The 23647-nt window shown below is 42.2% G+C and carries 28 protein-coding genes; 14 read left to right on the plus strand and 14 right to left on the minus strand.

Features of this window, described 5'->3' with window-relative positions; translation table 11 throughout:
• Nucleotides 1-2: 2 nt before the first annotated feature.
• The 6 genes from yhdP to PSF31_RS08190 all read left to right on the plus strand — a co-directional run bounded on the left by yhdP (nt 3) and on the right by PSF31_RS08190 (nt 7643).
• Complete coding sequence (gene yhdP, locus PSF31_RS08165) at nt 3-3794, plus strand: AsmA2 domain-containing protein YhdP (RefSeq protein ID WP_164560890.1); 3792 nt, start codon at nt 3-5, stop codon at nt 3792-3794.
• Entirely contained in the window at nt 3794-4645 is an 852-nt protein-coding gene (gene nit1 / locus PSF31_RS08170) for a deaminated glutathione amidase (protein ID WP_004258360.1), read from the plus strand. Before yhdP ends, nit1 begins: the two co-directional genes overlap by 1 nt.
• A 5-nt stretch (nt 4646-4650) precedes the next feature.
• Nucleotides 4651-6096: a metalloprotease TldD gene (gene tldD, locus PSF31_RS08175; protein ID WP_096864404.1), complete on the plus strand. Its 1446-nt coding sequence runs from the start codon at nt 4651-4653 to the stop codon at nt 6094-6096.
• Between the two features lie 109 nt (nt 6097-6205).
• The gene (locus PSF31_RS08180) at nt 6206-6694 is read left to right on the plus strand and encodes a ribonuclease domain-containing protein (protein ID WP_004258351.1); all 489 of its coding nucleotides are present in this window, start codon (nt 6206-6208) and stop codon (nt 6692-6694) included.
• A gap of 13 nt (nt 6695-6707) precedes the next feature.
• Nucleotides 6708-6995 carry a barstar family protein gene (locus PSF31_RS08185; protein ID WP_096864405.1) on the plus strand — a complete coding sequence of 96 codons (288 nt, stop codon included), beginning with the start codon at nt 6708-6710 and terminating at the stop codon, nt 6993-6995.
• A gap of 60 nt (nt 6996-7055) precedes the next feature.
• Nucleotides 7056-7643 (plus strand): RBBP9/YdeN family alpha/beta hydrolase, encoded by a 588-nt coding sequence (locus PSF31_RS08190; protein WP_004258339.1) that lies wholly within the window; start codon nt 7056-7058, stop codon nt 7641-7643.
• On the opposite strand, the gene PSF31_RS08195 is transcribed toward PSF31_RS08190, so the two are convergent.
• The 3 genes from PSF31_RS08195 to yjgA form a co-directional block, all read right to left on the minus strand.
• Nucleotides 7640-7969, minus strand: coding sequence for a low molecular weight protein tyrosine phosphatase family protein (locus PSF31_RS08195; protein ID WP_004258336.1), 330 nt, complete (start codon nt 7967-7969; stop codon nt 7640-7642). The genes PSF31_RS08190 and PSF31_RS08195 overlap by 4 nt on opposite strands.
• Nucleotides 7966-8199 carry a hypothetical protein gene (locus PSF31_RS08200; RefSeq protein ID WP_094961512.1) on the minus strand — a complete coding sequence of 78 codons (234 nt, stop codon included), beginning with the start codon at nt 8197-8199 and terminating at the stop codon, nt 7966-7968. Before PSF31_RS08200 ends, PSF31_RS08195 begins: the two co-directional genes overlap by 4 nt.
• Nucleotides 8200-8372: 173 nt before the next feature.
• Nucleotides 8373-8918 carry a ribosome biogenesis factor YjgA gene (gene yjgA / locus PSF31_RS08205; protein WP_004258329.1) on the minus strand — a complete coding sequence of 182 codons (546 nt, stop codon included), beginning with the start codon at nt 8916-8918 and terminating at the stop codon, nt 8373-8375.
• A gap of 185 nt (nt 8919-9103) precedes the next feature.
• Here yjgA and pmbA point away from each other — a divergent pair, with 185 nt between their 5' ends.
• Complete coding sequence (gene pmbA, locus PSF31_RS08210) at nt 9104-10444, plus strand: metalloprotease PmbA (RefSeq protein ID WP_164560892.1); 1341 nt, start codon at nt 9104-9106, stop codon at nt 10442-10444.
• A gap of 133 nt (nt 10445-10577) precedes the next feature.
• Here pmbA and rnk read toward each other — a convergent pair whose 3' ends face one another.
• The 11 genes from rnk to kdsD all read right to left on the minus strand — a co-directional run bounded on the left by rnk (nt 10578) and on the right by kdsD (nt 18239).
• Nucleotides 10578-10988, minus strand: a complete 411-nt coding sequence (rnk, locus tag PSF31_RS08215; RefSeq protein WP_004908251.1) for a nucleoside diphosphate kinase regulator — start codon at nt 10986-10988, stop codon at nt 10578-10580.
• Between the two features lie 214 nt (nt 10989-11202).
• Nucleotides 11203-11475: a PTS phosphocarrier protein NPr gene (gene npr, locus PSF31_RS08220; protein WP_004258320.1), complete on the minus strand. Its 273-nt coding sequence runs from the start codon at nt 11473-11475 to the stop codon at nt 11203-11205.
• Nucleotides 11476-11480: 5 nt separating this feature from the next.
• Complete coding sequence (gene rapZ / locus PSF31_RS08225) at nt 11481-12332, minus strand: RNase adapter RapZ (protein WP_004258318.1); 852 nt, start codon at nt 12330-12332, stop codon at nt 11481-11483.
• Between the two features lie 119 nt (nt 12333-12451).
• Complete coding sequence (gene ptsN / locus PSF31_RS08230) at nt 12452-12919, minus strand: PTS IIA-like nitrogen regulatory protein PtsN (RefSeq protein WP_004258311.1); 468 nt, start codon at nt 12917-12919, stop codon at nt 12452-12454.
• A gap of 93 nt (nt 12920-13012) precedes the next feature.
• The gene (gene hpf / locus PSF31_RS08235; protein ID WP_004258306.1) at nt 13013-13300 is read right to left on the minus strand and encodes a ribosome hibernation promoting factor; all 288 of its coding nucleotides are present in this window, start codon (nt 13298-13300) and stop codon (nt 13013-13015) included.
• Between the two features lie 22 nt (nt 13301-13322).
• The gene (gene rpoN, locus PSF31_RS08240) at nt 13323-14768 is read right to left on the minus strand and encodes an RNA polymerase factor sigma-54 (RefSeq protein WP_272683189.1); all 1446 of its coding nucleotides are present in this window, start codon (nt 14766-14768) and stop codon (nt 13323-13325) included.
• Nucleotides 14769-14810: 42 nt separating this feature from the next.
• Nucleotides 14811-15536 carry an LPS export ABC transporter ATP-binding protein gene (lptB, locus tag PSF31_RS08245; protein ID WP_004258303.1) on the minus strand — a complete coding sequence of 242 codons (726 nt, stop codon included), beginning with the start codon at nt 15534-15536 and terminating at the stop codon, nt 14811-14813.
• Between the two features lie 5 nt (nt 15537-15541).
• Complete coding sequence (gene lptA / locus PSF31_RS08250; protein WP_004908264.1) at nt 15542-16102, minus strand: lipopolysaccharide ABC transporter substrate-binding protein LptA; 561 nt, start codon at nt 16100-16102, stop codon at nt 15542-15544.
• Between the two features lies 1 nt (nt 16103).
• On the minus strand, nt 16104-16679 hold the full coding sequence (lptC, locus tag PSF31_RS08255) for an LPS export ABC transporter periplasmic protein LptC (protein ID WP_004258294.1): 576 nt from the start codon (nt 16677-16679) through the stop codon (nt 16104-16106).
• 16 nt (nt 16680-16695) lie between these two features.
• Nucleotides 16696-17256: a 3-deoxy-manno-octulosonate-8-phosphatase KdsC gene (gene kdsC / locus PSF31_RS08260; protein WP_164560893.1), complete on the minus strand. Its 561-nt coding sequence runs from the start codon at nt 17254-17256 to the stop codon at nt 16696-16698.
• Between the two features lie 14 nt (nt 17257-17270).
• Nucleotides 17271-18239 (minus strand): arabinose-5-phosphate isomerase KdsD, encoded by a 969-nt coding sequence (gene kdsD, locus PSF31_RS08265; RefSeq protein ID WP_036958027.1) that lies wholly within the window; start codon nt 18237-18239, stop codon nt 17271-17273.
• Between the two features lie 476 nt (nt 18240-18715).
• Here kdsD and mlaF point away from each other — a divergent pair, with 476 nt between their 5' ends.
• The 7 genes from mlaF (at nt 18716) to murA (ending at nt 23564) form a co-directional block, all read left to right on the plus strand.
• A complete protein-coding gene (mlaF, locus tag PSF31_RS08270) occupies nt 18716-19519 on the plus strand; it encodes a phospholipid ABC transporter ATP-binding protein MlaF (protein ID WP_004258281.1) in 804 nt (267 codons plus the stop codon).
• 6 nt (nt 19520-19525) lie between these two features.
• Complete coding sequence (gene mlaE, locus PSF31_RS08275; RefSeq protein ID WP_004258277.1) at nt 19526-20308, plus strand: lipid asymmetry maintenance ABC transporter permease subunit MlaE; 783 nt, start codon at nt 19526-19528, stop codon at nt 20306-20308.
• A 3-nt stretch (nt 20309-20311) separates the two neighbouring features.
• A complete protein-coding gene (mlaD, locus tag PSF31_RS08280) occupies nt 20312-20815 on the plus strand; it encodes an outer membrane lipid asymmetry maintenance protein MlaD (RefSeq protein ID WP_004258272.1) in 504 nt (167 codons plus the stop codon).
• Nucleotides 20816-20850: 35 nt separating this feature from the next.
• The gene (gene mlaC / locus PSF31_RS08285; RefSeq protein WP_004258271.1) at nt 20851-21480 is read left to right on the plus strand and encodes a phospholipid-binding protein MlaC; all 630 of its coding nucleotides are present in this window, start codon (nt 20851-20853) and stop codon (nt 21478-21480) included.
• A 1-nt stretch (nt 21481) separates the two neighbouring features.
• Nucleotides 21482-21772 carry a lipid asymmetry maintenance protein MlaB gene (gene mlaB / locus PSF31_RS08290; protein ID WP_004258270.1) on the plus strand — a complete coding sequence of 97 codons (291 nt, stop codon included), beginning with the start codon at nt 21482-21484 and terminating at the stop codon, nt 21770-21772.
• Between the two features lie 222 nt (nt 21773-21994).
• Nucleotides 21995-22249, plus strand: coding sequence for a BolA family iron metabolism protein IbaG (gene ibaG, locus PSF31_RS08295; protein ID WP_004258269.1), 255 nt, complete (start codon nt 21995-21997; stop codon nt 22247-22249).
• A 52-nt stretch (nt 22250-22301) separates the two neighbouring features.
• Nucleotides 22302-23564, plus strand: coding sequence for a UDP-N-acetylglucosamine 1-carboxyvinyltransferase (murA, locus tag PSF31_RS08300; protein WP_096864408.1), 1263 nt, complete (start codon nt 22302-22304; stop codon nt 23562-23564).
• Nucleotides 23565-23647 lie beyond the last annotated feature (83 nt).

Here is a 23647-nt window from a genome sequence, read left to right on the forward strand (position 1 = left end):
GAGTGAGACGACTGCCACGTGTAGCACTGGTGACGACTGCGGTTATATTATTGCTGTGCGCATTAGTGCTGTCAGGGCTGCGTTTTCTTCTGCCAAATATCGACAACTATCGGCAAGACCTGATCGATTACGTTGAAAAAAAGACCGATGTATCGGTACAAATTGGTAAAATTGAAGGGGCTTGGCAATCTTTTGGCCCTGTACTGACGTTGTCCGATGTCGTTTTACAGAATAAAACTACCGATATTACAGCGAATACTATTACGGTTGAATTAGATATTTGGAGTTCGTTATTTTCTCTACGCTGGCGTTTTCGTGACTTAACCTTTTACCAGTTAAATGTAGATCACAAAGTCCCTTTCAGCCTTGGCGATTCCTCGGAAGGGCAGTCTTTAGATGGTATTGAAGAGCTATTTTTAAGGCAATTTGACCATTTTGTACTAAAAGAAAGCCAATTAACCTTCCTCACACCTTCAGAACAAAAAACGACGCTGATTTTGCCTGAACTTTCTTGGCTCAACGATAACGACAGGCATCGCGCTCAAGGTTTTGTTAGTCTCGAAACCATCAATAAGCAGCATGGTTATCTGCAAGTAAAGCTTGATGTGTCAGATAAAAATGGCGTGTTAAGCGACGGTATTTTTTATCTGCAAGCGGATAATATTGATATGCAGCCATGGCTTAGCCGCTGGCTACGGGATAACACGTCATTACGGGACGCAAATTTTAGCCTGTCTTCTTGGGTAACACTGAAAAATAACCGGATTGATAGCGGCCTTATTCAATTACGGCAAGGGGAAGCCAATTGGGGAACCGGCGAATTAGCGCAAAACTTGCAAGTCAATGATTTGCTTTTGCGAATGAAAAGGCAGGGAAATGGGTGGTTATTTAACATTCCTGAGCTTGATACCTTGAAAACCAATGAGTTTATCTGGCCACGAGGGAGCGCCTCTGTATTGTATTTGCCTGCCAGCAAAAAATATCAAGATAATGACCATTGGCGCATCCGTGCAAAAGATATTGAACTTGAACGTTTAAGTGAAATTTTACCCACTTTTTCCTTTTTAACGCCTGAAATGGTACAGGATTGGCAACATCGCCAACCAACTGGTGTGGTGAGTGAATTTGCGCTTGATATCACGCAAAACATGCCTGAAAACGTACAAATCAACATGGACTGGCAAAATGTTAGCTGGAAAAAATGGAAGGAGCTGCCTTCAGTTAATCACTTTTCAGGTGTTTTAATCGGTGGGATGCAAAGTGGTAGTGCCACCGTTAGCTTACAAGATAGTGAAGTTGACTATCGTGATGAATTTAAAGCGCCTTTCTCGATAAAAACGGCAACAGGTCAGTTCCATTGGGTCAATAATGCCAGTGAATTTAAGTTGTGGAGCCCATCATTAGAGCTACAAGCTCAGTCTCTTTGGGCAAATGGTGAGTTTCGTTACGCAAAAGCGAAAAAAGGAAATTATGCCGATCTCGCCATTCTTGCCGGAATCCGTTTAGATGATGCAGGGGATGCATGGCGTTATTTCCCACAAAAATTAATGGGCCAAGATGTGGCCGATTACCTGACGAAAGCGATTATTGCCGGTAGCGTAGATAATGCGACTTTAGTCTATAAAGGCGACCCTGCTCATTTTCCCTATGATAACAATGATGGGCAATTCCAAGTTTATGTCCCTTTGCGTGATGCAACATTCGAATATGACAGTGAATGGCCTGCGTTATTGAACTTAGATATGAACTTAGACTTTAGGCGTGCAGGGTTATATATGCATGCGCCAAGCGTGAAATTAGCGGATGCCACGGCAACCAACCTTGATGCGAACATCCCTGATTACACTAAAGAAATGCTGTATATCAATGCAGACATCAGTGGAACTGGAAAACAAATCCAGCAATATTTTGTGCATACCCCGATGAACCACTCAATTGGCGATACGCTTGAAGAGTTACAAATTGGGGGGACTGTTAATGGCCAATTAGGGTTATCTATTCCATTGGTGGCGGGTAAAGATGTTTTTGCCAAAGGGAAAGTTAATCTCAATAAAAATGATTTATACATTCAGCCAATTGATAGCACTATTTCCGCTTTAACGGGCAGTTTTGAGTTTAACAATGGAGATTTACGCGGTGAAAACTTGCAAGGCCATTGGTTTGAACAGCCCATTACTGTTGATTTCACCACTACAGATCAAGCAAAAAATTATTTAGTGGATGTGAATGTTAGCGGAAACTGGGCGGTGAATAAGTTGGCAATGTTGCCTGCTGAGATTAAGCAAAAGGTGTCAGGAACCACTAACTGGAAAAGCCAAGTTGCGATCACTATTCCGAATACAGCAAAAGAACCTGTTGGCTTACAAATAGACGTTAGCGCAGGGCTAAAACAACTGAAAAGCCAGCTACCCGCTATTGATAACGCTCTATTAGCCGAACTTGGGCAAATTAATGTTCAGGCTAAAGGAACAACAGAACAATTGGTGGTTGGTGGAGATATCGGTAAGCGCATTGGTTTTAATACTCAATGGGGACTGAGTAGTAAGCCTTTAAGCTTATTAAAAGCCCATATTGCCCAATGGCGTGATGGTATTCCTGAATTACCTAAAAATGCAACTTTTGTTGTTGATTTGCCACCGATTACCGATATGAACTGGGAGAAATTAGCCGGGTTGTTAGTGTCATCCCATAGCCGCGAAGGGGGGATGAATATTGGTTTACCTGACATGCTTGAGGTCAATATCCCATCAATCTACCTCGCTGGGCAGCAATGGAATGCAGTAAATTTTTCCTATGACTTACAACGGGCTGAGCAATTAGTCAGTATCAATAGTGAAAACTTAAAAGGTTCGTTACAAATCTTTGCTTCACAGCCTTGGCAGGTCGCCATTGATTATTTGTATTACAACCCTAGTGAATCCTCTAGTACTCAAATCAATGACCTTGCTACGACACAAATCGATTTTAGCCAATGGCCGCAGTTCCAGTTTCACTGTAAAGAGTGTTGGGTCGCTGGGCAGAAATTGGGGGAAATTAGCGCTAATATCCAACCTAAAGGCACTTTATTGCAGCTGACAGATGGCACGCTAGATAACAGCGTCACGAAATTAAAGTTAGATGCTATTTGGAACAGCGAAAAAGGCAATAAAACACAAATTGCAGGTTCATTAACCGGTGAAGCTTTTGACGAAACGGCGGCGTATTTTGGTATATTGGTTCCCATTATCCAATCACCTTATACTATTGAATTTGATTTAAATTGGGCTAATTTGCCTTGGTCACCAGATATCGCCTCTTTAAATGGTAAAATGTCTGCAAAATTGGGCAAAGGAGCGATTGCACAAATGGGCGGTGGTCGTGCCGGGCAAATATTGCGTCTAGTCAGTTTTGATGCCCTGTTGCGTAAACTACGATTTGATTTTAGCGATACATTTAGTGATGACTTTGATTTTGACTCCATTAAAGGGGATGCGACCATTAAAAATGGTGTACTGGTTTCGAAAAATACCTATGTTGATGGTTTAGTTGCCGATATCGCTTTTAATGGCCAAATTGACCTTGTTAAACGCCAAATTAATGTTGAAGCCGTCATTACACCGGAAATATCTGCTACAGTAGGAGTAGCAACCGCGTTTGTGGTAAACCCATTTGCAGGCGCTGCCGTATTTGCGGCAACGAAAGTGCTCGGTCCACTATGGAGTAAAGTTTCCGTTATTCGTTACCGAGTAACAGGTAGTTTGGACGAGCCGAAAATTGATGAAGTATTACGTCAACTGAAGGAGACTCAAGAGTAATGAAAAATGGCAACGTTGCACTTTTGCAGTTATGTAGCGGAAATAATACTAAACACAATTTGGCGCAAATCGAACAACAGATCAAACAGTTACCAGAGACTGTTGAATTAGTACTGACCCCTGAAAATGCATTGTTATTTGCGGATGCGGCGACTTATCGTAAACAAGCGGAAGAGCAAGGAAAAGGTCCTTTGCAAAGTGCGATCAGCGAAATGGCCAAACGTTATCATGTTTGGATTTTAATTGGCTCAATGCCAATGATTAGCCGTGAAGATCCTGAGCGTATTACAAGTAGTAGCTTATTATTTGATTCCGAAGGAAATATTAAAGCTCGCTACGATAAAATTCATATGTTTGATGTCAATATCGAAGACGAGCAAGGCACTTATAACGAGTCTGTGATTTATCAACGCGGTGAACATATCACTGTCGTTGATACACCCGTTGGTCGTCTTGGCATGACAATTTGCTATGATTTACGTTTTCCTGGTTTATTCCAAGCATTACGTGAACAAGGCGCAGAAATTATCTCTGTACCAGCGGCATTTACTCGTTACACCGGGCAAGCACATTGGGAGCCGTTATTACGTGCCCGTGCGATAGAAAACCAATGCTATATTTTAGCGCCTGCTCAAGTCGGTGTGCACGGTACACGTCGCACATGGGGGCACAGCCTTGCGGTTGATGGGTGGGGTAAAGTGATGAAAAAGAACGTGGATGCAGTCGCGTCTACGGTACTGAATATTAAAACAGACAGCTTGAGTGTCATGCGAGAGCAAATCAAAGTGGTGAAACATAACCGCTTTAGACCGCAATTGACATCCTTGATTAAAAAAGAAACCAAAGAGTAACGAATATGAGTTTAGTTTCTGTCAGCGAACATTTGCTGGCCGCCAACCGCCTTGGGCAAGAAAATCTGTATGACATTTTAGGTTTGTTATCTGAGCGCCATCTGGATTATGCGGATCTATTCTTTCAATCGAGCTTCCATGAGTCATGGGTGCTTGAAGATAGGATCATCAAAGATGGCTCTTACAATATCGACCAAGGTGTTGGTGTGAGAGCAGTCAGTGGTGAAAAAACCGGGTTTGCATACGCAGACCAAATTTCGCTACATGCGCTGACACAAAGTGCGACCGCAGCACGCAGTATTGTGAATGAGCAAGGTTCTGGTAAATCACAAATTCTAACTAACGTTGAATATAAGAAACTGTATTCAATGGCAGACCCACTGCAAAGCTTATCGCGGGAACAAAAAATTGATTTACTGCATCGTGTTGACCAAGTTGCACGTGCAGAAGACCCACGTGTTATCGAGGTCAATGCCAGTTTAACGGGTGTTTATGAGCAAGTGTTAGTCGCCGCAACAGATGGCACTTTGGCGGCAGATGTTCGTCCGTTAGTGCGTTTGTCAGTCAGCGTGCTGGTGGAACATGACGGTAAGCGCGAACGCGGTGCAAGTGGCGGTGGTGGCCGTTATGGTTACGAATATTTCTTGGAAATTCACCAAGGGCAAGTGGTTGCTGAACAATATGCACGCGAAGCGGTGCGTATGGCGCTGGTGAATTTGTCAGCGATCGCTGCGCCTGCTGGAATGATGCCGGTTGTGCTGGGTGCCGGTTGGCCAGGGGTTCTATTGCATGAAGCGGTAGGCCATGGTTTAGAAGGTGACTTTAACCGTCGCGGCACCTCTGTTTTTTCAGGTCAAATAGGCGAACAAGTGGCATCACCACTGTGCACTGTGGTGGATGATGGCACGATAGCGGGCCGTCGAGGCTCTCTCGCCATTGATGACGAAGGGGTACCTGGGCAGTATAACGTCCTAATAGAAAATGGTATTTTACGTAATTATATTCAAGATAAACTGAATGCACGCCTGATGGGAGTTGCTCCAACAGGTAATGCACGTCGTGAATCTTATGCGCACTTACCTATGCCGCGTATGACCAATACCTACATGTTAGCAGGTGCATCAACGCCAGAAGAAATTATTGCGAGTGTGGATAAAGGCATTTATGCACCAAACTTTGGTGGTGGTCAGGTAGATATCACCTCAGGTAAATTTGTATTTTCAACATCAGAAGCTTACCTGATTGAAAAAGGTAAGATTACTTCTCCTGTGAAGGGAGCGACGTTAATTGGCTCGGGTGTTGAAGCTATGCAGCAGATTTCAATGGTTGGTAATGACTTAGCGCTAGATAAAGGCGTTGGTGTTTGTGGCAAAGAAGGCCAAAGTGTCCCTGTTGGTGTAGGCCAACCTACATTAAAACTGGACAAACTGACCGTTGGCGGTACCGCATAATCGTTCATGGCGATATAAACTAGGCTCTGCTCGCCCTTGTAACAACTTCTTGTCGATGTTGTGACTGGGGCGATTGTGTGCCTGCAAAGCACAAAACAACTGAGGTGTTATGAATAAACGTTTTTTACCCGTCGTATTGATGGCTATTTTGATTGTGATTAGCCTTTATTTTAATGGTGGAGATAAAACACCATCTGAACCATCCGTTAATCAAAGCAATCCACCTTCTCGTGAAGCGATAACGCCAAAAGAAACACCACAACCGATTGATAAGCTAACTGCACAAGATAACGTGGTTAGTTTTATGGAAAAATATCAAAAACTTCCCGCTTTCTATATGACGAAAAAACAAGCCCGTGAAGCCGGATGGGATGCGAAAAAAGGTAATCTTTGCGATGTGTTACCTGGAAGAGCGATTGGCGGCGACCGTTTTTCTAACCGTGAGAAAAGTTTACCCATTGCACAAGGACGCCAATGGTTTGAAGCAGACATTAATTATCGCTGTGGTCATCGCGGGGCGGACCGTTTGCTATACTCATCAGATGGGATGATTTTTGTGACTCATGACCATTATAAGAGCTTTACACAAGTCAACTAAAGGAAATACCGTGATGAGCAAACAGGTGAGCTTTGATTTCAGGCAGATAAACTCATTGAATGATTTTTATGACCAATTTGCTCAACAATTTTCCCTTCCTGATTGGTTTGGTCATAATCTTGATGCTTTGTGGGACATGGTTTCCGCAGGCATTGAGTTACCTGTAACCATCACGTTTTCACATATGACCGCGGAACAACGTATAAAATTCGCAGATGTTATTGATGTGATGAATGACGCACAAGACATGTGGGAAGAAGAGTTTATTTTTGCTTTAGATATAACAAAAAGCTCTAACTAATATTCCTATCACTCATGGTAAAGTCTAAATAAGATAACTGAGCTGATAGGGGTCTTTAGGATGAATAACGTTACTTGCACTGCATTTCCACTAAAAGAAAAAAAATTTCTTATTGTTCATGGTTACACGGCATCCCCTGAAAAAAATTGGTTTCCATGGTTGAAATCAGAGCTTGAAGCCTTAGGCGCTTTTGTTAACGTCCCCACCATGCCTGACTCTTTAGCCCCCAACCCTGAAAGGTGGCAGCAGCGCTTACAGCATTTACCTTTTGATATTGATGAAAATACGGTTTTGATTGGCCATAGCTTAGGTTGCGTTACTGCATTGCGGTTTCTTCAACATGCAGGGCAATCGGTGGCAGGTTATGTATTGGTATCAGGGTTTGACGAAGAACAGCCTACATTGCCTGAATTACAGCCTCACACCGTTGAACCATTGAATTATGATGAACTCATAAAAGTGGCAAATAATCGAATATCGATTATATCAACCAATGATGAAATTGTGTCGCCGGGGTCTTCGAAAGCATTGGCAGAGGCCTTAAAAACACAGGTTATTATTGAGGAATCTGCTGGGCATTTCCTTGATAGAGAAGGCTATACTGAGTTCAAAACACTACTTGATACGATCAAAACGCATTTTAGCTAGTTATGGTTGGTAAGAATACTAGGCACACTGGTTTTGAGTATTTCAATCAACTCTGGGTCCATATATGGGTAATCATCAGGAATATCCAGAACATGAAGCGGTTTGTATTCCAAAAGGCGGGGGAAATCTGCTTTTAAGCGGTTTTTATGTTTTTGCTCCATCACAAAAATTACATCTGCCCAGCGGATTAAATCCGCATTAACAGGGCGCTTCGCATTGCGGCTCGTTCCCGCTGAACGGGTGACCCAACTTTCATGGTTGCGCCAGATCTGTTCAGCGGTTGGACTACGCCATTGGTTTTTACTGCAAATGAATAAAATATTCACGAGTTGTTGTGTATCTCTTCAAGGCTAATACGGGCAAGCTGTATATTACTTACTTGCGGGTATGCCATACCTAATTGGGCTGCACGGATCATTTTTTCGCTTCGACCGTACATCTGTTTCCAGTTTTTTTCAGGTGTATAGCAGTCAACTAGTCGTGAATTTAGTTGATCACGGGATTTATTGATTCGAGCTTTGGCTCTGCGCCATGCTCTATTTCGGGTATTATCCATATCTTCCTCATTATTTATCGGGGTTCAGCAGCCGCGATAATACGGGTCAGAGTATGTCTAACAATGGCATGATAGGTTGTTTCGGCAGCGCTATCAACACGCTTCTGGCTTTTTCAGATTATTGCTTAATTTACAAAGAAAAATCCCCTAGCCGTAGCATAGGGGATAATTCATTAAGCCATTTCAGAGAGATCTTTCAAATATTGAAAGATTTGGCGATAAGCTTTTGGCGGTTTGTTGCCTTCACGCTCTTTTTTTGCATTACGGACTAATGCACGCAGTTGTTGCCTGTCTGTTTGTGGGAACAGGGCAACCACGTCTTCAATGACTTCATCACCGCCATCTAATAAACGGGTACGTAAGTCTTCCAGTTTATGTAAAATTACCACTTGCTGGTTGTGGCGGTTTTTAAGCTTGTCCAGAGCCTCAGTAATGGGCTCAACCTCACGTGAACGTAATAACTTACCAATCAATTGCAATTGGCGGCGACGGCCTTCACGTTTGATTTTTTGGGCAAGTTCAATGGCTTCAAGTAATTGAGTATCTAACGGGATGCGTTCTAATTCACTTTTACTTAAATCAACGAGCTCAGCCCCTAACTTTTTGAGGATCTCAGCATCGCGTTTAATTTCGCTTTTACTGACCCAAATGATTTCCTCGTCTTCTTCGTCTTGCGGCGCTGGGATATCATCCAGCCAGTCATCAGGCTGTTTGGCCATATCGATTTTCCTTTTTACCGAACACAGTGGTTTAATTACGCGTAATTAATATGATTTACTGTGTTGTGAGTGTTAACATTCATCTATTATATATTGTAACTGGGAAAACCCCTCTATGACTACCTAGCATTTGCTTGTTAGGGCAGAAAATCACGTTTCCCCCACATTATTGATTGGACTAAAGCATGAGTGTAACTGAACAAGTCACCGAACAACGTAAAAAACTCGAAGAAGCCGTCGCGCACGCATTAGAATTTGCTAAAACACGTTGTGATGCTGCGGAAGTCGCAGTAAACAAAAGCACTGGGATTAGTGTGAGTACCCGCCAAGGGGAAGTCGAAAATGTTGAGTTTAACAGTGATGGAGCGCTAGGGATCACCGTTTACCATCAACAACGTAAAGGCAGTGCGTCTTCAACAGATTTAAGCCCTGAAGCTATTGAACGGACTGTTCAGGCGGCAATTGATATTGCTAACTACACCTCAGAAGACCCGTGTGCAGGGCCGGCAGACAAATCTTTGCTGGCTTTTGAAGCACCAGACCTCAATTTGTTTCAAGCGAGCGAACTTTCTCCTGAAGAAGCGATCCGCTTAGCGTCGATTGCGGAAATGTCAGCATTAAATGCAGACTCCCGCATTGTGAATACGGAAGGCGGTAGCTTTAATGGGCACTACGGGGTTCGTGTATTTGGTAACTCCCATGGCATGCTGCAAAGCTATTGTTCAAGCCGCTATTCGATGTCAAGTTGTGTGATTGCTGAGCAAAATGGTGAAATGGAGCGTGATTACGCTTATACGATTGGCCGTAGCTTAGGGGCATTACAGTCGCCTGAGTGGGTTGGGCAGGAGTGTGCTCGTCGTACTTTATCTCGTTTATCGCCACGTAAATTACCGACAATGAAAGCCCCTGTTATTTTTGCAGCAGAAGTAGCAACAGGTCTATTTGGTCACTTAGTGGGTGCCATTAGTGGCAGCAGTATTTACCGTAAATCTTCTTTCTTACTCGATAGCTTAGGAAAGCAAATTTTACCAAGCTGGCTAACTATCAATGAGCAACCCCATTTAATGGGTGGGTTGGCGTCATCACCTTTTGATAGCGAAGGCGTACGCACTTGTGAGCGCAATATTGTCGAAAATGGCGTTTTGCAAACGTGGTTAATGACCAGCTATTCTGCAAGAAAATTGGGTTTACAAAGTACTGGGCATGCTGGAGGCATCCATAACTGGCGTATTGCAGGGCAAGGGCTTTCATTCGAAGCATTGCTGAAACAAATGGGAACAGGGCTAGTCGTTACTGAATTAATGGGACAAGGGGTTAGTGGTATCACTGGTGATTACTCTCGTGGGGCTTCAGGTTTTTGGGTCGAAAACGGTGAAATTCAGTATCCTGTGAGTGAGATTACCATTGCTGGTAACCTAAAAGAGATGTGGGCGAATATGGTTACTATCGCTGATGATATTGAAACTCGCAGTAATATTCAGTGTGGTTCGGTACTGATCCCAGAAATGAGTATTGCCGGGGAGTAGGTTTCTACTCTGCCCATTTAAAGGCAACAAAAAAGGCACTCAATTGAGTGCCTGAATATGTCAGAGGACTTACCTGAGTTTTTTAAATAAAACTTTTTTCGCTAAGCCTTCCTTAATTCATCCGTTATCGTTATTAACGGTGGAACTCACCAGCCGCTTCTGGCTGATAAACGATTTCCAGTACGCGAACACGTGTTTGAACGCCGTTTGGCAGTTCCCAACTGATTTCATCGTTTACATGCAAGCCCAACAAGGCTGCCCCAATCGGTGCCATAACAGACAGCTGCTCTGCACTATCTTTCAGGGACGCAGGGTAAACTAAGGTGCGTGTGCGTTCTTCGTTGCTGATTAAATCCAAAAAGCGAACGGTACTGTTCATCGTGACCACATCCGCAGGGATCTCTTGTGGGCTTAAGATATCTGCACGGTCAAGTTCATCATTGAGCGCTTCGGCAACTGGTGTGCCCGCATAAGCCGGCTGTTCCATCAGTGCATCTAAACGTTCAGCATCTAAATCATTGATAATAATTGTTGGCTTTGTCATACCACACTCCAATAGAGACATACAAAGCAAACACCCCCCACCCATAAGGTAGGGGGTGTCGCTAGAAATAAGTTTGTTTAAAATATTAGGCGCTATACGCTTTAAAGGGAAGAGATCATGATCACGATCTCTAAGCCTGCCTAGATAAAAATCTACTGATTGATATTATCAGTAGCTAGCTTGAAACTCAGCTGCTTTTCATCAGCGATATCAGCTATTCTTCATCAAACCTGTTTTCGAATAGGTTGATAATTGCGGACAAGGCCTGGTTTTCATCTGGGCCGCTAACTTCGATATCAATCTTACTGCCTTGTTCTGAGTCTAACATCAACATCGCAATAACGCTATCGGCCTCAGCCTCAATTTGATTATTATTACGCAAAATAACTCTTGAGTTAAATTGTTTAACTAAATCATAGAGTAACATAGCAGGCCTTGCATGCATTCCAAGCCGATTTTTGAGCGTTATTGTGGCTTTTACTGTCATTGCTGTTATTTGCGCTTTTCCAATGTTCTGTGGCGTGACTGCACGTTTTTACCACGGGAACGGAAATAGTCGGCAAGTTGCTCTGCGACATACACGGAACGGTGTTTACCTCCCGTACAGCCAATTGCAACAGTTAAGTAGCTACGGTTATTGGTTTCTAACATCGGCAGCCATAATTCTAAATAGCTACGAGTTTGATAGATGAAGTTATGGACTTCAGTATGCCTATCCAAGAATGCAGCGACTGGCCGGTCAAGGCCTGTCATCGGGCGCAATTTCGGGTCCCAGTGTGGGTTGGGTAAAAACCGTACATCGAATACATAATCGGCATCAATAGGAATACCATGTTTGAAACCAAAGGATTCAAACACCATTGTCAGTTCACGCTCACGCTTGCCCATCAAACGTGTTCTTAGCATTTCAGCTAATTCATGAACGGACATTTCAGAAGTATCGATGACTAAATCAGCACGAGAGCGTAAAGGCTCAAGTAACTCATTTTCTTCATCTATTGCGCTCTCAAGTGAAAGATTTTTACTTGAAAGTGGGTGCAACCGACGAGTGTCACTGTAACGGCGAATAAGCGTGTTGCGGTCAGCATCTAGAAACAACAATTGAGGAGAGAAGGTTGAAGGCAATTTATCAATCGCTTCTTCGAAAATCTCTGGATTATCGGGCATATTACGCACGTCGATACTAACCGCTGCTGAAATGTTACGATCAGCCAGTGAATTCGCTAACTCCGGTAGTAATACAACCGGTAGGTTATCTACGCAATAGAAACCCATATCTTCCAGCGCACGTAAGGCAACGGATTTCCCCGAACCGGAACGGCCGCTGACTATCATCAGCACCATGAGCTTGCTCCCTTTTGTTTCCTAATAATGAGTTTCTTGAAAAGCAGTACTTGCCAATTAATATTATTTAGAAACCATAACAATATCATTTGCATATGGCAAGATACATAATTTATCACTTACTCTGTAATTATGCTGTATAGCTCTTCATCACTTTGTGCACTGCGTAGGCGTTTACAGAGCGTTTTATCGGCTAGTTTTTTGGCGATAAGCGACAACGTATGCAGGTGCGTTTTACATTGGTCAGATGGCACAAGTAAGGCGAAAAGCAAGTCAACAGGTTGATTATCAATTGCATCAAAAGCAATGGGTTCCTCTAGATGTAAAAAGACGCCGACAGCACGGCTACTTTCACCTTCATTCAGCTTTCCATGAGGAATGGCAATACCACCACCAATACCTGTTGTGCCAACTTTTTCTCTGGTTAATAACGCTTCAAATACCGTATTTTCAGGTAATTCCAATTCAACGGCAGCCAGCTCACTAATAATTTCTAAAGCTCTTTTTTTACTCGTGCACACAATATTATTACGTGTACAGGCTGATGATAAAACAACGTTTAACTGGATTTCTATATCACTATTCATTTTATTGTTCACTTAGGACTACAAAACCAGATGGTGTATCCCACCATCTGGTTTGAAACATTATTCGGCTAATTAATAAGCCGCATCAATGCATTAATGTTGTCTCAGTTTTTCTTTATGTTTGGTTAATTGGCGCGACAGCTTGTCTACGAGTATATCTATAGCAGCGTACATATCATTTTCCTCCGCTGATGCGTGGAGATCCGCTCCATTAACTTGCACGGTTGCTTCAGCAATTTGCTGAACTTTTTCAACTTTCAAGACAACTTGGATACCATTAATGCGATCAAATAATTGCTCCAATTTTTTGAGTTTTTTCTCAACAGTCTCGCGCAATGCAGGAGTAACTTCAATATTGTGTCCAGTAATCTGAAATTCCATACAATCTTCCTTATTTTATCAATTAAACCAGTTGTTTACGCTGGTTAGAGGGCGGAATGGATAACGATTCTCGATACTTAGCAACAGTTCTGCGAGCGACTTGAATGCCTTGTTCTGCAAGCATACTCGTCAATTTACTGTCACTCAATGGTTTTGCTGGGTTTTCAGCAGCAACCAGTTTTTTCACCAATGCTCGAATTGCGGTTGAGGAGGCTTCGCCACCTGTGTCCGTATTGACATGGCTGGAGAAAAAATATTTCAACTCAAAAATGCCTCGTGGGCTATGGAGAAACTTTTGAGTTGTCACTCGTGAGATAGTTGATTCATGCATGTCCACTTGATAGGCGATATCGGCCAGTATCATCGGTTTCATGTGTTCCTCACCCAGCTCAAAGAATTCTTGTTGCTGTTCTACAATACAAGTCGCGACTTTTAATAGTGTCTCGTGGCGGCTCTCAAGGCTTTTAATCAGCCATTTTGCATCTTGTAGATGACTACGAATATATTGAGATTCATCTTCATTTGCTGAATTGTTTAGCATCGAAGCATAATGGTTATTAATACTTAGTTTAGGGATGCTATCTGTATTTAATTCAACTTGCCAGTGCCCTGCGATTTTTTTCACTAAAACATCTGGAATAACGTATTCCGACTCCCCAGTATTGATGGATTGGCCTGGTTTTGGATTCAGCGTTAAAATTAAGTCTATCGCAGTTTTTAGGGCATCTTCTTTTAAACGAGTTAATTTCCCTAACTGACGAAAGTCACGGTTAGCCAATAAATCAATATGATTACTGATAATGAGCTTTGCATCTTGTAGCCCATCTGTTTCCTTAGGGTAGAGTGACAATTGGATTAATAAACACTCTTTTAAGTCTTGTGCTGCGACACCCAATGGGTCGAAATGCTGAATACGTTTTAGGACAGCAATGACTTCTTCAATACTAATCTCTGGGTTATCAATCCCTTCATGTATATCAGAAATGGCTGTTGTCAGGTAACCGGAATCATCTATTGAATCAATAATAGCTGTAGCTATTGCTCTGTCCGTGTCAGTAAAAGGGGTCAGTTCAGCTTGCCACGTCAGGTAATCTTGTAATGTTTGCGTAGTTTCACCTTGATAAACAGGGAGTTCATCAAAATTATAATCATTACTGGTGCCTGACGGCGTTCCTGCCGTATATATTTCATCCCAATTAGTATCTAAAGGGAGCTCATCCGGCATATCATGGTTTTCGAGCGCATCTTTGGTATCAAGCTCACTGGTATCCGCATTTTCATTCAGGGAGTCAATAGATTCAGTCTCGGGATTTAATTCTTCTTGCTCAAGCAGTGGGTTTGTTTCCAAGGCGAGTTGAATTTCTTGCTGAAGCTCAAGTGTAGACAGCTGCAACAAGCGGATAGCCTGCTGCAATTGAGGGGTCATTGCAAGTTGTTGACTGACTCTAAGCTGCAAACTTTGCTTCATGAATCTGCTTTAATCTCCCTAAAAAAATGACAACACGATAATTTATAACCGGAAACCTTCACCCAAGTATACACGTTTTACTTGCTCGTTCTCTAAGATCATGGTTGGTGACCCATGAGCAATTAAGTGCCCTTGGCTGACAATATAGGCTCTTTCACACACATCTAAGGTTTCACGCACGTTATGGTCGGTGATTAGCACACCGAGGCCGTAATCCCTTAAGTGCTGAATAATTTTTTTGATATCTAAGACGGAAATAGGGTCAACACCCGCAAAAGGTTCGTCTAATAAAATAAATTTTGGGTTAGCAGCAAGTGCACGAGCAATTTCCACACGGCGGCGCTCCCCACCGGATAGCGACTGCCCCATGCTGTCGCGAAGATGAGTAATACTAAATTCTTCCATCAGTTCTTCAGCACGTTCTTTACGTTGCTGGGAACTCAAATCTTCGCGAATTTCTAACACAGCCATTAAGTTATCATGAACACTGAGGCGGCGAAAAATTGAGGCTTCTTGAGGAAGATAACCAATTCCACGGCGCGCACGTTCATGCAGCGGTAGAAGGCTGATATCTTCACCATCAATCATAATTTTGCCAGCGTCCCGCTGAACAATACCCACCACCATATAAAAGGTCGTTGTTTTACCGGCACCATTTGGCCCCAATAAGCCAACGATTTCACCTGATTTAACTTCCAAGCTGACATCTTCAACGACTTTACGTTTTTTATAGGCTTTAGCTAGATTTTCAGCGGTTAGTGTCGCCATAACAGTTATTTACTCTTACTTGCTGATGAATTTTTATTTGCCGCAGGGCCTTTTTCTTGCAATTGTGCCGGCAGTATCACGGTGGTGACGCGTTTACCTTTATCACTAAACGCTTCCATTTGTTGCGTTGGAACTAAATAGGTAATTTTGTCACCCTGAATATTGCTGTCTAACTGCTCAAGATAGGCATTACCTGTTAATGTGACGAGTTGTTTATCAACCTCATAACGGGCTTTGCTGGCATGGCCTTTAATCGGTTTACCATCATCCTGTAATTGGTAAAAGGTAACCGGGGTCCCAAAGGCCTCAATCACAATTTTATCCGAGTCACTACTTGGACGTGTTACAACCACTTTATTGGCTCTGATATCAATAGAACCTTGTTTAATAACAACATCATCAGTAAAGGTGGTGACGTTTTTTTCTAAATCAAGAGATTGTTTGACCGAATTAATCGTCATTGGCTGCTGCGTATCACTTTTTAATGCCATCGCAGGTAGGCTAAGAGCCAAAATTGCACTGGCAACAGCTCCTTGAATAAAACGTTTCTTAGTTACTTGATTCATTTTAATGCTCTTCTGGTTGTAACACATAATGAGTTTTTACATCTTCGATTAATTCAGCCGTTTTTGTACGAAGGTTTCCCTTCATTTTCATACCGGTAGAATTGAGACCATGTCCAATAATGGTCACTTTATCATCAGATGAAACGTCTTGTGTTGTCAAATTGACAACTGCACTCTCAGTTGTAATTCGTTGGATCTGCGACTCTTTGGTTAAGCTATCAACCTGAACATCGCTATATAAATAGAGAATTCTATCGTTCGTTAACCGTGCTTTGAAAGCCTTAACCGTCCAGGTTGGCTCGCCAGCTTCGTTATAAGTGGTTAGAACTGGTTTCGAAAACCACGTGATTTTTCCTTCAGTATAATTATCTATTTTCTCTGAAACGAGTTTATACGCTAAATTACCCGTTGGATTATAGACAAAAGTCACTGAATCATCAGTTTGATAATTAGGTTGCCCATCATTAATTACTTTATCCTCTGCACTGTCGGAATCATTACCCGCTAAATTCCAGCCGATAAGGCCTAATACTACTAAGGATAAAATAACAATTAACCACTTCTTCGCATTGCTCATGAATTCAATCTATTCGTTATATTGATAAACCTTTTGCTTCTTCCAGTTTGTCTTGAGAAAGCAAAATAAGGTCACAAAGTTCGCGGACTGCACCTTTTCCCCCACCAATACGAGTCACGTAATCAGCTCTCGGTAATAACAAAGGATGGGCATCAGCGACGGCGACGGATAAGCCTACTTTGGCCATAACAGGCCAGTCAATCAGGTCGTCTCCAATATAAGCTATTTCTTCAGCTGATAATTGTAGTGTATCTAACAGTTCGTAATACGCCAAAAGCTTATCGCTTTGACCTTGGTAAAGATATGTAATGCCTAATGTTTGAGCCCTATCTTCAAGAAGTTTCGCTTTTCTTCCTGTTATGATGGCGACTTCAATACCGGAAGTTAATAAGCAGCGTATCCCATAGCCGTCACGGACATTAAAAGCTTTGAGTTCCTCGCCACTATTCCCCATATAGACCAAGCCATCTGACATGACACCATCAACATCACAGATCAGTAATTTGATTTTTTCTGCTTTATTTAAAACAGTATTGGCAACAGGGCCATAGCAGGTTTCCAAAAAGGTAGACGTCATGGTATTTCCTTATGTTATACAACACCGGCTTGTAGCAGATCATGCATATGTAGCACACCGACTAATTTATTATCATTTGCGACTAATAACGAAGTCACGTGCCGAGATTGCATTAAATTTAGTGCTTCAACCGCTAACATTGTTGGTGATACCCGAATTCCACCGGGGGTCATTAAATCAGCAATCTTAGCGTTATTTAGGTCGATTCCCATATCAAAGATACGGCGTAAATCCCCATCAGTGAAAATACCTTCAATATTCATGTCATCATCACAAATGACTGTCATCCCCAGTTTTTTACGGGTGATTTCCACTAAAGCCTCACGTAAAGACGCGCTTTTAGGAATATGGGGGATTTCATCACCCGTATTCATTAAATCACGAACGAGGAGTAAAAGTTTGCGCCCAAGTGCGCCACCTGGATGCGAAAGCGCAAAATCATTCGCCGTGAACCCGCGTGCAGTTAATAAGGCAATAGCTAATGCATCTCCCATTACAAGTGTCGCTGTTGTACTCGTGGTCGGTGCTAGCCCCAAAGGACAGGCTTCTTGAGGTACTTTGATACACAAGTGGACATCTGCATATTTTCCCATATTACTTTCAGGGTTGTTAGTCATACAGATTAAAGGCACTTTAATTCTTTTTAAAACAGGAAGTAAGGCTAAGATTTCCCCTGACTCGCCAGAATTTGAAATAGCTAACACAACATCTTTATGAGTAATCATCCCAAGGTCACCGTGGCTAGCTTCCCCTGGGTGAACAAAAAATGATGGCGTTCCTGTACTTGCTAGTGTAGCGGCAATTTTACGGCCAATATGCCCCGATTTCCCCATTCCCATTACGACGACTTTGCCTTCACAGTTAAAAATAAGCTGGCAAGCGTTGTCAAAGTCAGTATTGATATATTGTTCTAGGTTTTTTAAACCTTCGTGTTCGATATGGAGAACTTCTTTACCTACTTTCTGAAAATCGAAGTTTGACATTTCTAGTTCCATGCGTAGCTTTTAAGTTAATCGGATTAGCGAAATCAAATTGTATAACGAATACTTAGTATCAGTAAGTATTTTGTCAGTTAAGCACTTTTTAATGTTAGTTTTATACTTAATGAGTATTTTAGGGTGCTTCGATGTAGAATTTAATACGTACAAGATGGTTTTATTAGCATCTTGAACCAAAAATAGATATGCAAATTCGCGTATCCTCAAGTTAGGTAATCACAACATTCTAAGAGCTATCTGCTGTTAATAGTGATAGTTTTTGCTGACTATAAATAAATTATATCGTTTTTTCTCTGTTTCCTTTTGATAAAAACAGAGTTGTAATTCTAAAAGTCATATTTTCGACGCTATAATACTATAAATTCTATTTTGTTGTGATATTTGACGATTTTCAGTTTATCTTTCGGTAACATCTGAACGGATAAAAACATTTACGCGTGGTGTATAACGAGTTATTTAACATGCAAGCACAGACAGACAACTTAATTGAAGTACGGAACATGTCCTTTACTCGAGGAAATCGGAAAATATTTGAGAATATTAATCTGACCGTTCCCCGTGGAAAAATTACGGCAATTATGGGGCCGTCAGGGATTGGTAAAACCACATTACTGCGCTTGATTGGGGGCCAATTACGGCCAAACGAAGGTGAAATTTGGTTTGATGGTGACAATATTCCAACACTGTCACGCTCAAAGCTGTATCAGTCCCGTAAAAAGATGAGCATGCTGTTTCAATCAGGGGCGCTATTTACGGATATGAACGTATTCAATAATGTGGCTTTCCCTCTACGTGAGCACACGAATCTGCCAGAATCGCTGATTCACACTACGGTAATGATGAAATTAGAGGCGGTTGGTTTACGTGGCGCCGCAAAATTAATGCCATCCGAATTGTCAGGTGGTATGGCACGGCGTGCTGCATTAGCGCGTGCTATCGCACTTGACCCAGATTTAATCATGTTTGATGAACCTTTTGTCGGTCAAGACCCGATTACTATGGGGGTTTTGGTTAAATTGATTGATGAGCTTAATCAAGCACTGGGTGTGACCTGTGTCGTGGTTTCCCATGATGTTCCAGAAGTATTGAGCATCGCAGATAATGCTTATATTGTTGCACAGCAGCACGTCATTGCTCAGGGAACAGGCGAGGAATTACGTGAAAACCAAGACCCTCGTGTGCGACAATTTCTTGATGGTATTGCGGATGGGCCTGTTCCATTCCGTTTTCCCGCCAATGATTATCTAGCTGATTTATTAGGGTAAAATAAGATGATAATAAAGGCGATAGCAGCCTTCGGACGCCGATGGATTGATATATTTTCCGCGTTTGGTCGAGCAGGTTACATGCTGTTTCGCGCCTTACTCGGCAAACCAGAGTTTCGTAAACAATGGCCATTATTGATGAAGCAATTGTACGCCATTGGTGTGCAGTCATTGCTGATCATCGCTGTCTCAGGGTTATTTATTGGGATGGTTTTAGGGTTACAAGGTTATTTGGTTCTCACTACGTTTAGTGCTGAAGCTAGCTTAGGTATGATGGTGGCACTTTCACTATTACGTGAATTAGGCCCTGTTGTGACTGCCTTGTTGTTTGCTGGACGAGCGGGTTCTGCATTAACAGCTGAAATTGGCTTAATGAAAGCGACTGAACAAATTTCTAGCCTTGAAATGATGGCAGTTGACCCGCTTAGGCGTGTGATAGCCCCACGGTTTTGGGCTGGTTTTATTAGTATGCCGTTGTTATCTCTTATTTTTGTTGCTGTCGGTATTTTAGGTGGCGCACTAGTTGGGGTTGACTGGAAGGGGATTGATGAGGGCTTTTTCTGGGCTTCAATGCAATCTTCCGTCGATTGGCGGCTAGATTTAGTCAACTGTGTGATTAAAAGCTTAGTCTTTGCTATCACAGTGACTTGGATCGCATTATTTAATGGCTATGATGCCATCCCAACTTCGGAGGGGATAAGCCAAGCTACAACAAGAACAGTTGTGCATGCGTCATTGTCTGTTTTAGGACTGGATTTCGTACTTACCGCACTGATGTTTGGGAACTAAGTCATGCAAAGTAAAAAAAGTGAAATATGGGTTGGTTGTTTTATGTTGCTGGCGATTGCCGCAATTATCTTTTTATGTTTAAAAGTCGCTGATTTAAAATCGATAGGAAGCCAATCCACCTATCAAATCTCAGCCTCTTTTGAAAATATTGGTGGCTTAAAAGAAGGCTCACCAATTAAAGTTGGTGGTGTGGTGGTTGGCCGAGTTGCCAGTATCACACTAGATAAAAAGAATTATGTTCCTGAAGTTAAAATTGATTTATTGAGCGAATACGACAATATTCCTGATTCAAGCTCGCTGTCAATTCGCACGTCAGGTTTGTTGGGTGAACAGTATATTGCAATGAATATCGGCCCAGATGATGAAGAATTAGGTATAGCAATCTTAAAAAATGGCGGGCGTCTTGAAGATACTAAGCCAGCTATGGTATTAGAAGACTTAATTGGCCAGTTTTTATATAAAAGTGGTGATAGCCAAGGTGCAGAGCCAGAGTCAACTGCACAGTAATTTGATGCTCCCTTTGAAGAATAAAGGAATGAATTATGTTTAAACGTTTAATGATGGTTGCTATGTTGGCAATTGCGCCATTTGCCATGGCAGTAGACCAAACCAACCCTTATAAATTAATGGATGAAGCGGCGGCGAAAACGTTTAACCGCTTGAAATCAGAGCAACCTAAAATTAAGCAAGACCCTGAGTACCTTAGAACAATTGTTCGTGAGGAATTATTACCTTATGTACAAGTTAAATATGCAGGGGCTTTGGTGTTAGGAACCTATTATAAAGGGGCAACTCCAGCACAGCGTGAGGCTTATTTTAAAGCGTTTGAAGATTACCTTGAGCAAGTTTATGGTCAAGCATTGGCCATGTACCATGGTCAAACGTATCAAATAGCACCAGAGCAACCGTTGGGAGATAAAAACATTGTTGCTATTCGTGTGACTATTGTTGATACCAACGGCCGCCCTCCCGTACGTTTAGATTTCCAATGGCGTAAAAATAGTAAAACTGGCTACTGGCAAGCTTACGACATGATTGCAGAAGGTGTGAGTATGATCACAACTAAGCAAAATGAATGGGGTGATATTCTACGTAAGCAAGGTGTTGATGGCTTAACAAAACAGTTAGAAATCAGTGCAAAAGCACCTATTACTTTAGAAGAGAATAAGTAATATGAGTCAGTTGTTAGCATGGGAACTCATTGAAACAACGCTATATTTCAACGGGACATTAGACCGTGATTCGCTTATGTCTTTTTGGAATAAAAAAGAGTCATCGCTAGAACATACTGAAAGTATAGATGTTTCTGGTCTTAAACATGTGGACTCAACAGGGTTGGCGATGCTCGTTCGCTTAAAAGGTGAATTCCAAGCTAAAAACCGTTCACTGAATATTACTGGTGTCAGTGATAACTTGAAGACATTGATTGAGCTATACGGGGTTCAAGAGGTTATTCTCAATTAGGTTAAATATCCTAAATTGGGTCAAGTTATGTAAAAATGAGCGCCTCTATGTGCTTTTCGGCACGAGAGGCGTTTTCTTTGGTTTAAGTGTTAAGCCTAATCCTTTAGGATAGAGGATTAAGCTCTGGCTGTTCTTATTGCGATGTTTCTGTATGCAACGCATGCAATTTGCACTATTTAGAGTAAAATTATAAATCACAAATAATTAATAAATTGAGTCATTATGGATACCAACGAAATTAAGCAAGTATTGATGGAAAAATTGTCTCTGAATGAGGCTATTGTTACTGGTGATGGTAGCCACTTTCAGGTTATTGCTGTCGGTGACATGTTTGACGGCATGAGCCGTGTTAAGCAACAGCAAGCAATTTATGCACCTTTAATGGAGTATATTGCGGATAACCGCATTCATGCTTTGTCTATTAAAGCGTACACCCCTGCGCAATGGGAGCGCGATCGTAAACTTAGTGGCCTTTGATTTCAAAGCCTAAGCGAACAGACTGTAAAATTCGACATACGAGAATACTTGAATGGATAAGTTTTTAGTTAAAGGACCAACCCGCTTAGAGGGTGAGGTCACGATATCTGGCGCAAAAAACGCGGCATTACCAATCCTGTTCGCTGCTCTATTGGCCGAAGAGCCAGTAGAAATACAGAATGTCCCTCATTTGAGGGATATTGACACAACGATTAAATTATTAAATCAACTTGGTACTAAAGTAAAACGCAATGGCTCAGTATATGTTGATGCAAGCACGGTAACGACATACTGCGCGCCTTATGACCTCGTTAAAACCATGCGTGCATCCATCTGGGCTTTAGCGCCATTGGTCGCTCGTTTTGGTCATGGTGAAGTTTCTTTACCAGGTGGTTGTGCTATCGGTGCTCGCCCTGTTGATTTACATATTTCTGGCTTAGAGCAATTAGGCGCAAAGATTGCTTTAGAAGATGGTTATGTGAAAGCAACGGTTGATGGTCGCTTAAAAGGTGCTTGCATTGTGATGGATAAAGTCAGTGTGGGGGCGACAGTCTCTATTATGACAGCGGCAACCTTAGCTGAAGGAACCACAATAATTGAAAATGCGGCACGTGAACCTGAAATTGAAGATACCGCTAACTTCCTAAATACCCTAGGTGCAAAAATTACTGGGGCAGGGACTGACCGCATTGTAATTGAAGGTGTTGAACGTTTAGGTGGTGGAGTTTATAAAGTACTGCCTGACCGTATTGAAACGGGAACATTCTTGATTGCTGCTGCGGTTTCACGCGGTAAAGTCATCTGCCGTAATGCTCGCCCAGATACACTGGATGCGGTGCTAGCTAAATTGCGTGAAGCTGGGGCTAAAATTGAAATCGGTGGTGACTGGATTAGCCTAGATATGGAAGGCAAGCGTCCAAAAGCGGTGACATTACGTACAGCACCACACCCAGGGTTCCCAACTGATATGCAAGCACAGTTTAGCTTACTTAATCTTGTTGCTGATGGGGCGGGGATGATCACTGAAACGATTTTTGAGAATCGTTTTATGCATATCCCTGAGCTGATCCGTATGGGAGCTCACGCTGAAATTGAAAGCAATACTGTGTTATGTCACGGTGTTGAAAAATTAACTAGTGCGCAGGTAATGGCAACAGATTTACGAGCATCTGCAAGTTTAGTTATTGCGGGCTGCATTGCTGAAGGGACAACGACAGTTGACCGTATTTATCATATTGACCGTGGTTATGAGCACATCGAAGATAAGCTACGTGGTTTAGGTGCTGATATTCAACGCGTACATTCAGATGATTAATGCATTGGTAGGGTGAATGGGGCTCCTCCATTCAGCGAATCAAAAAAGGTTGTTCGATATCGAGCAACCTTTTTTTACGAAGA

The organism is Providencia sp. PROV156 (assembly GCF_028480905.1).
Classification (GTDB): domain Bacteria; phylum Pseudomonadota; class Gammaproteobacteria; order Enterobacterales; family Enterobacteriaceae; genus Providencia; species Providencia hangzhouensis.

What these genes read in the sequence shown, in the direction of transcription:
- murA (WP_096864408.1), top strand. Translation starts at nt 22,302, where the DNA reads ATGGATAAGTTTTTAGTTAAAGGACCAACCCGCTTAGAGGGTGAGGTC.
- lptA (WP_004908264.1), bottom strand. Translation starts at nt 16,102, where the DNA reads ATGAATCAAGTAACTAAGAAACGTTTTATTCAAGGAGCTGTTGCCAGT.
- mlaE (WP_004258277.1), top strand. Translation starts at nt 19,526, where the DNA reads ATGATAATAAAGGCGATAGCAGCCTTCGGACGCCGATGGATTGATATA.
- kdsC (WP_164560893.1), bottom strand. Translation starts at nt 17,256, where the DNA reads ATGACGTCTACCTTTTTGGAAACCTGCTATGGCCCTGTTGCCAATACT.
- PSF31_RS08180 (WP_004258351.1), top strand. Translation starts at nt 6,206, where the DNA reads ATGAATAAACGTTTTTTACCCGTCGTATTGATGGCTATTTTGATTGTG.
- ptsN (WP_004258311.1), bottom strand. Translation starts at nt 12,919, where the DNA reads ATGAATAGTGATATAGAAATCCAGTTAAACGTTGTTTTATCATCAGCC.
- mlaB (WP_004258270.1), top strand. Translation starts at nt 21,482, where the DNA reads ATGAGTCAGTTGTTAGCATGGGAACTCATTGAAACAACGCTATATTTC.
- kdsD (WP_036958027.1), bottom strand. Translation starts at nt 18,239, where the DNA reads ATGTCAAACTTCGATTTTCAGAAAGTAGGTAAAGAAGTTCTCCATATC.
- hpf (WP_004258306.1), bottom strand. Translation starts at nt 13,300, where the DNA reads ATGGAATTTCAGATTACTGGACACAATATTGAAGTTACTCCTGCATTG.
- nit1 (WP_004258360.1), top strand. Translation starts at nt 3,794, where the DNA reads ATGAAAAATGGCAACGTTGCACTTTTGCAGTTATGTAGCGGAAATAAT.
- npr (WP_004258320.1), bottom strand. Translation starts at nt 11,475, where the DNA reads ATGACAGTAAAAGCCACAATAACGCTCAAAAATCGGCTTGGAATGCAT.
- tldD (WP_096864404.1), top strand. Translation starts at nt 4,651, where the DNA reads ATGAGTTTAGTTTCTGTCAGCGAACATTTGCTGGCCGCCAACCGCCTT.
- lptB (WP_004258303.1), bottom strand. Translation starts at nt 15,536, where the DNA reads ATGGCGACACTAACCGCTGAAAATCTAGCTAAAGCCTATAAAAAACGT.
- yjgA (WP_004258329.1), bottom strand. Translation starts at nt 8,918, where the DNA reads ATGGCCAAACAGCCTGATGACTGGCTGGATGATATCCCAGCGCCGCAA.
- rapZ (WP_004258318.1), bottom strand. Translation starts at nt 12,332, where the DNA reads ATGGTGCTGATGATAGTCAGCGGCCGTTCCGGTTCGGGGAAATCCGTT.
- mlaC (WP_004258271.1), top strand. Translation starts at nt 20,851, where the DNA reads ATGTTTAAACGTTTAATGATGGTTGCTATGTTGGCAATTGCGCCATTT.
- pmbA (WP_164560892.1), top strand. Translation starts at nt 9,104, where the DNA reads ATGAGTGTAACTGAACAAGTCACCGAACAACGTAAAAAACTCGAAGAA.
- PSF31_RS08200 (WP_094961512.1), bottom strand. Translation starts at nt 8,199, where the DNA reads ATGGATAATACCCGAAATAGAGCATGGCGCAGAGCCAAAGCTCGAATC.
- rnk (WP_004908251.1), bottom strand. Translation starts at nt 10,988, where the DNA reads ATGACAAAGCCAACAATTATTATCAATGATTTAGATGCTGAACGTTTA.
- rpoN (WP_272683189.1), bottom strand. Translation starts at nt 14,768, where the DNA reads ATGAAGCAAAGTTTGCAGCTTAGAGTCAGTCAACAACTTGCAATGACC.
- ibaG (WP_004258269.1), top strand. Translation starts at nt 21,995, where the DNA reads ATGGATACCAACGAAATTAAGCAAGTATTGATGGAAAAATTGTCTCTG.
- PSF31_RS08190 (WP_004258339.1), top strand. Translation starts at nt 7,056, where the DNA reads ATGAATAACGTTACTTGCACTGCATTTCCACTAAAAGAAAAAAAATTT.
- mlaD (WP_004258272.1), top strand. Translation starts at nt 20,312, where the DNA reads ATGCAAAGTAAAAAAAGTGAAATATGGGTTGGTTGTTTTATGTTGCTG.
- mlaF (WP_004258281.1), top strand. Translation starts at nt 18,716, where the DNA reads ATGCAAGCACAGACAGACAACTTAATTGAAGTACGGAACATGTCCTTT.
- PSF31_RS08185 (WP_096864405.1), top strand. Translation starts at nt 6,708, where the DNA reads ATGAGCAAACAGGTGAGCTTTGATTTCAGGCAGATAAACTCATTGAAT.
- lptC (WP_004258294.1), bottom strand. Translation starts at nt 16,679, where the DNA reads ATGAGCAATGCGAAGAAGTGGTTAATTGTTATTTTATCCTTAGTAGTA.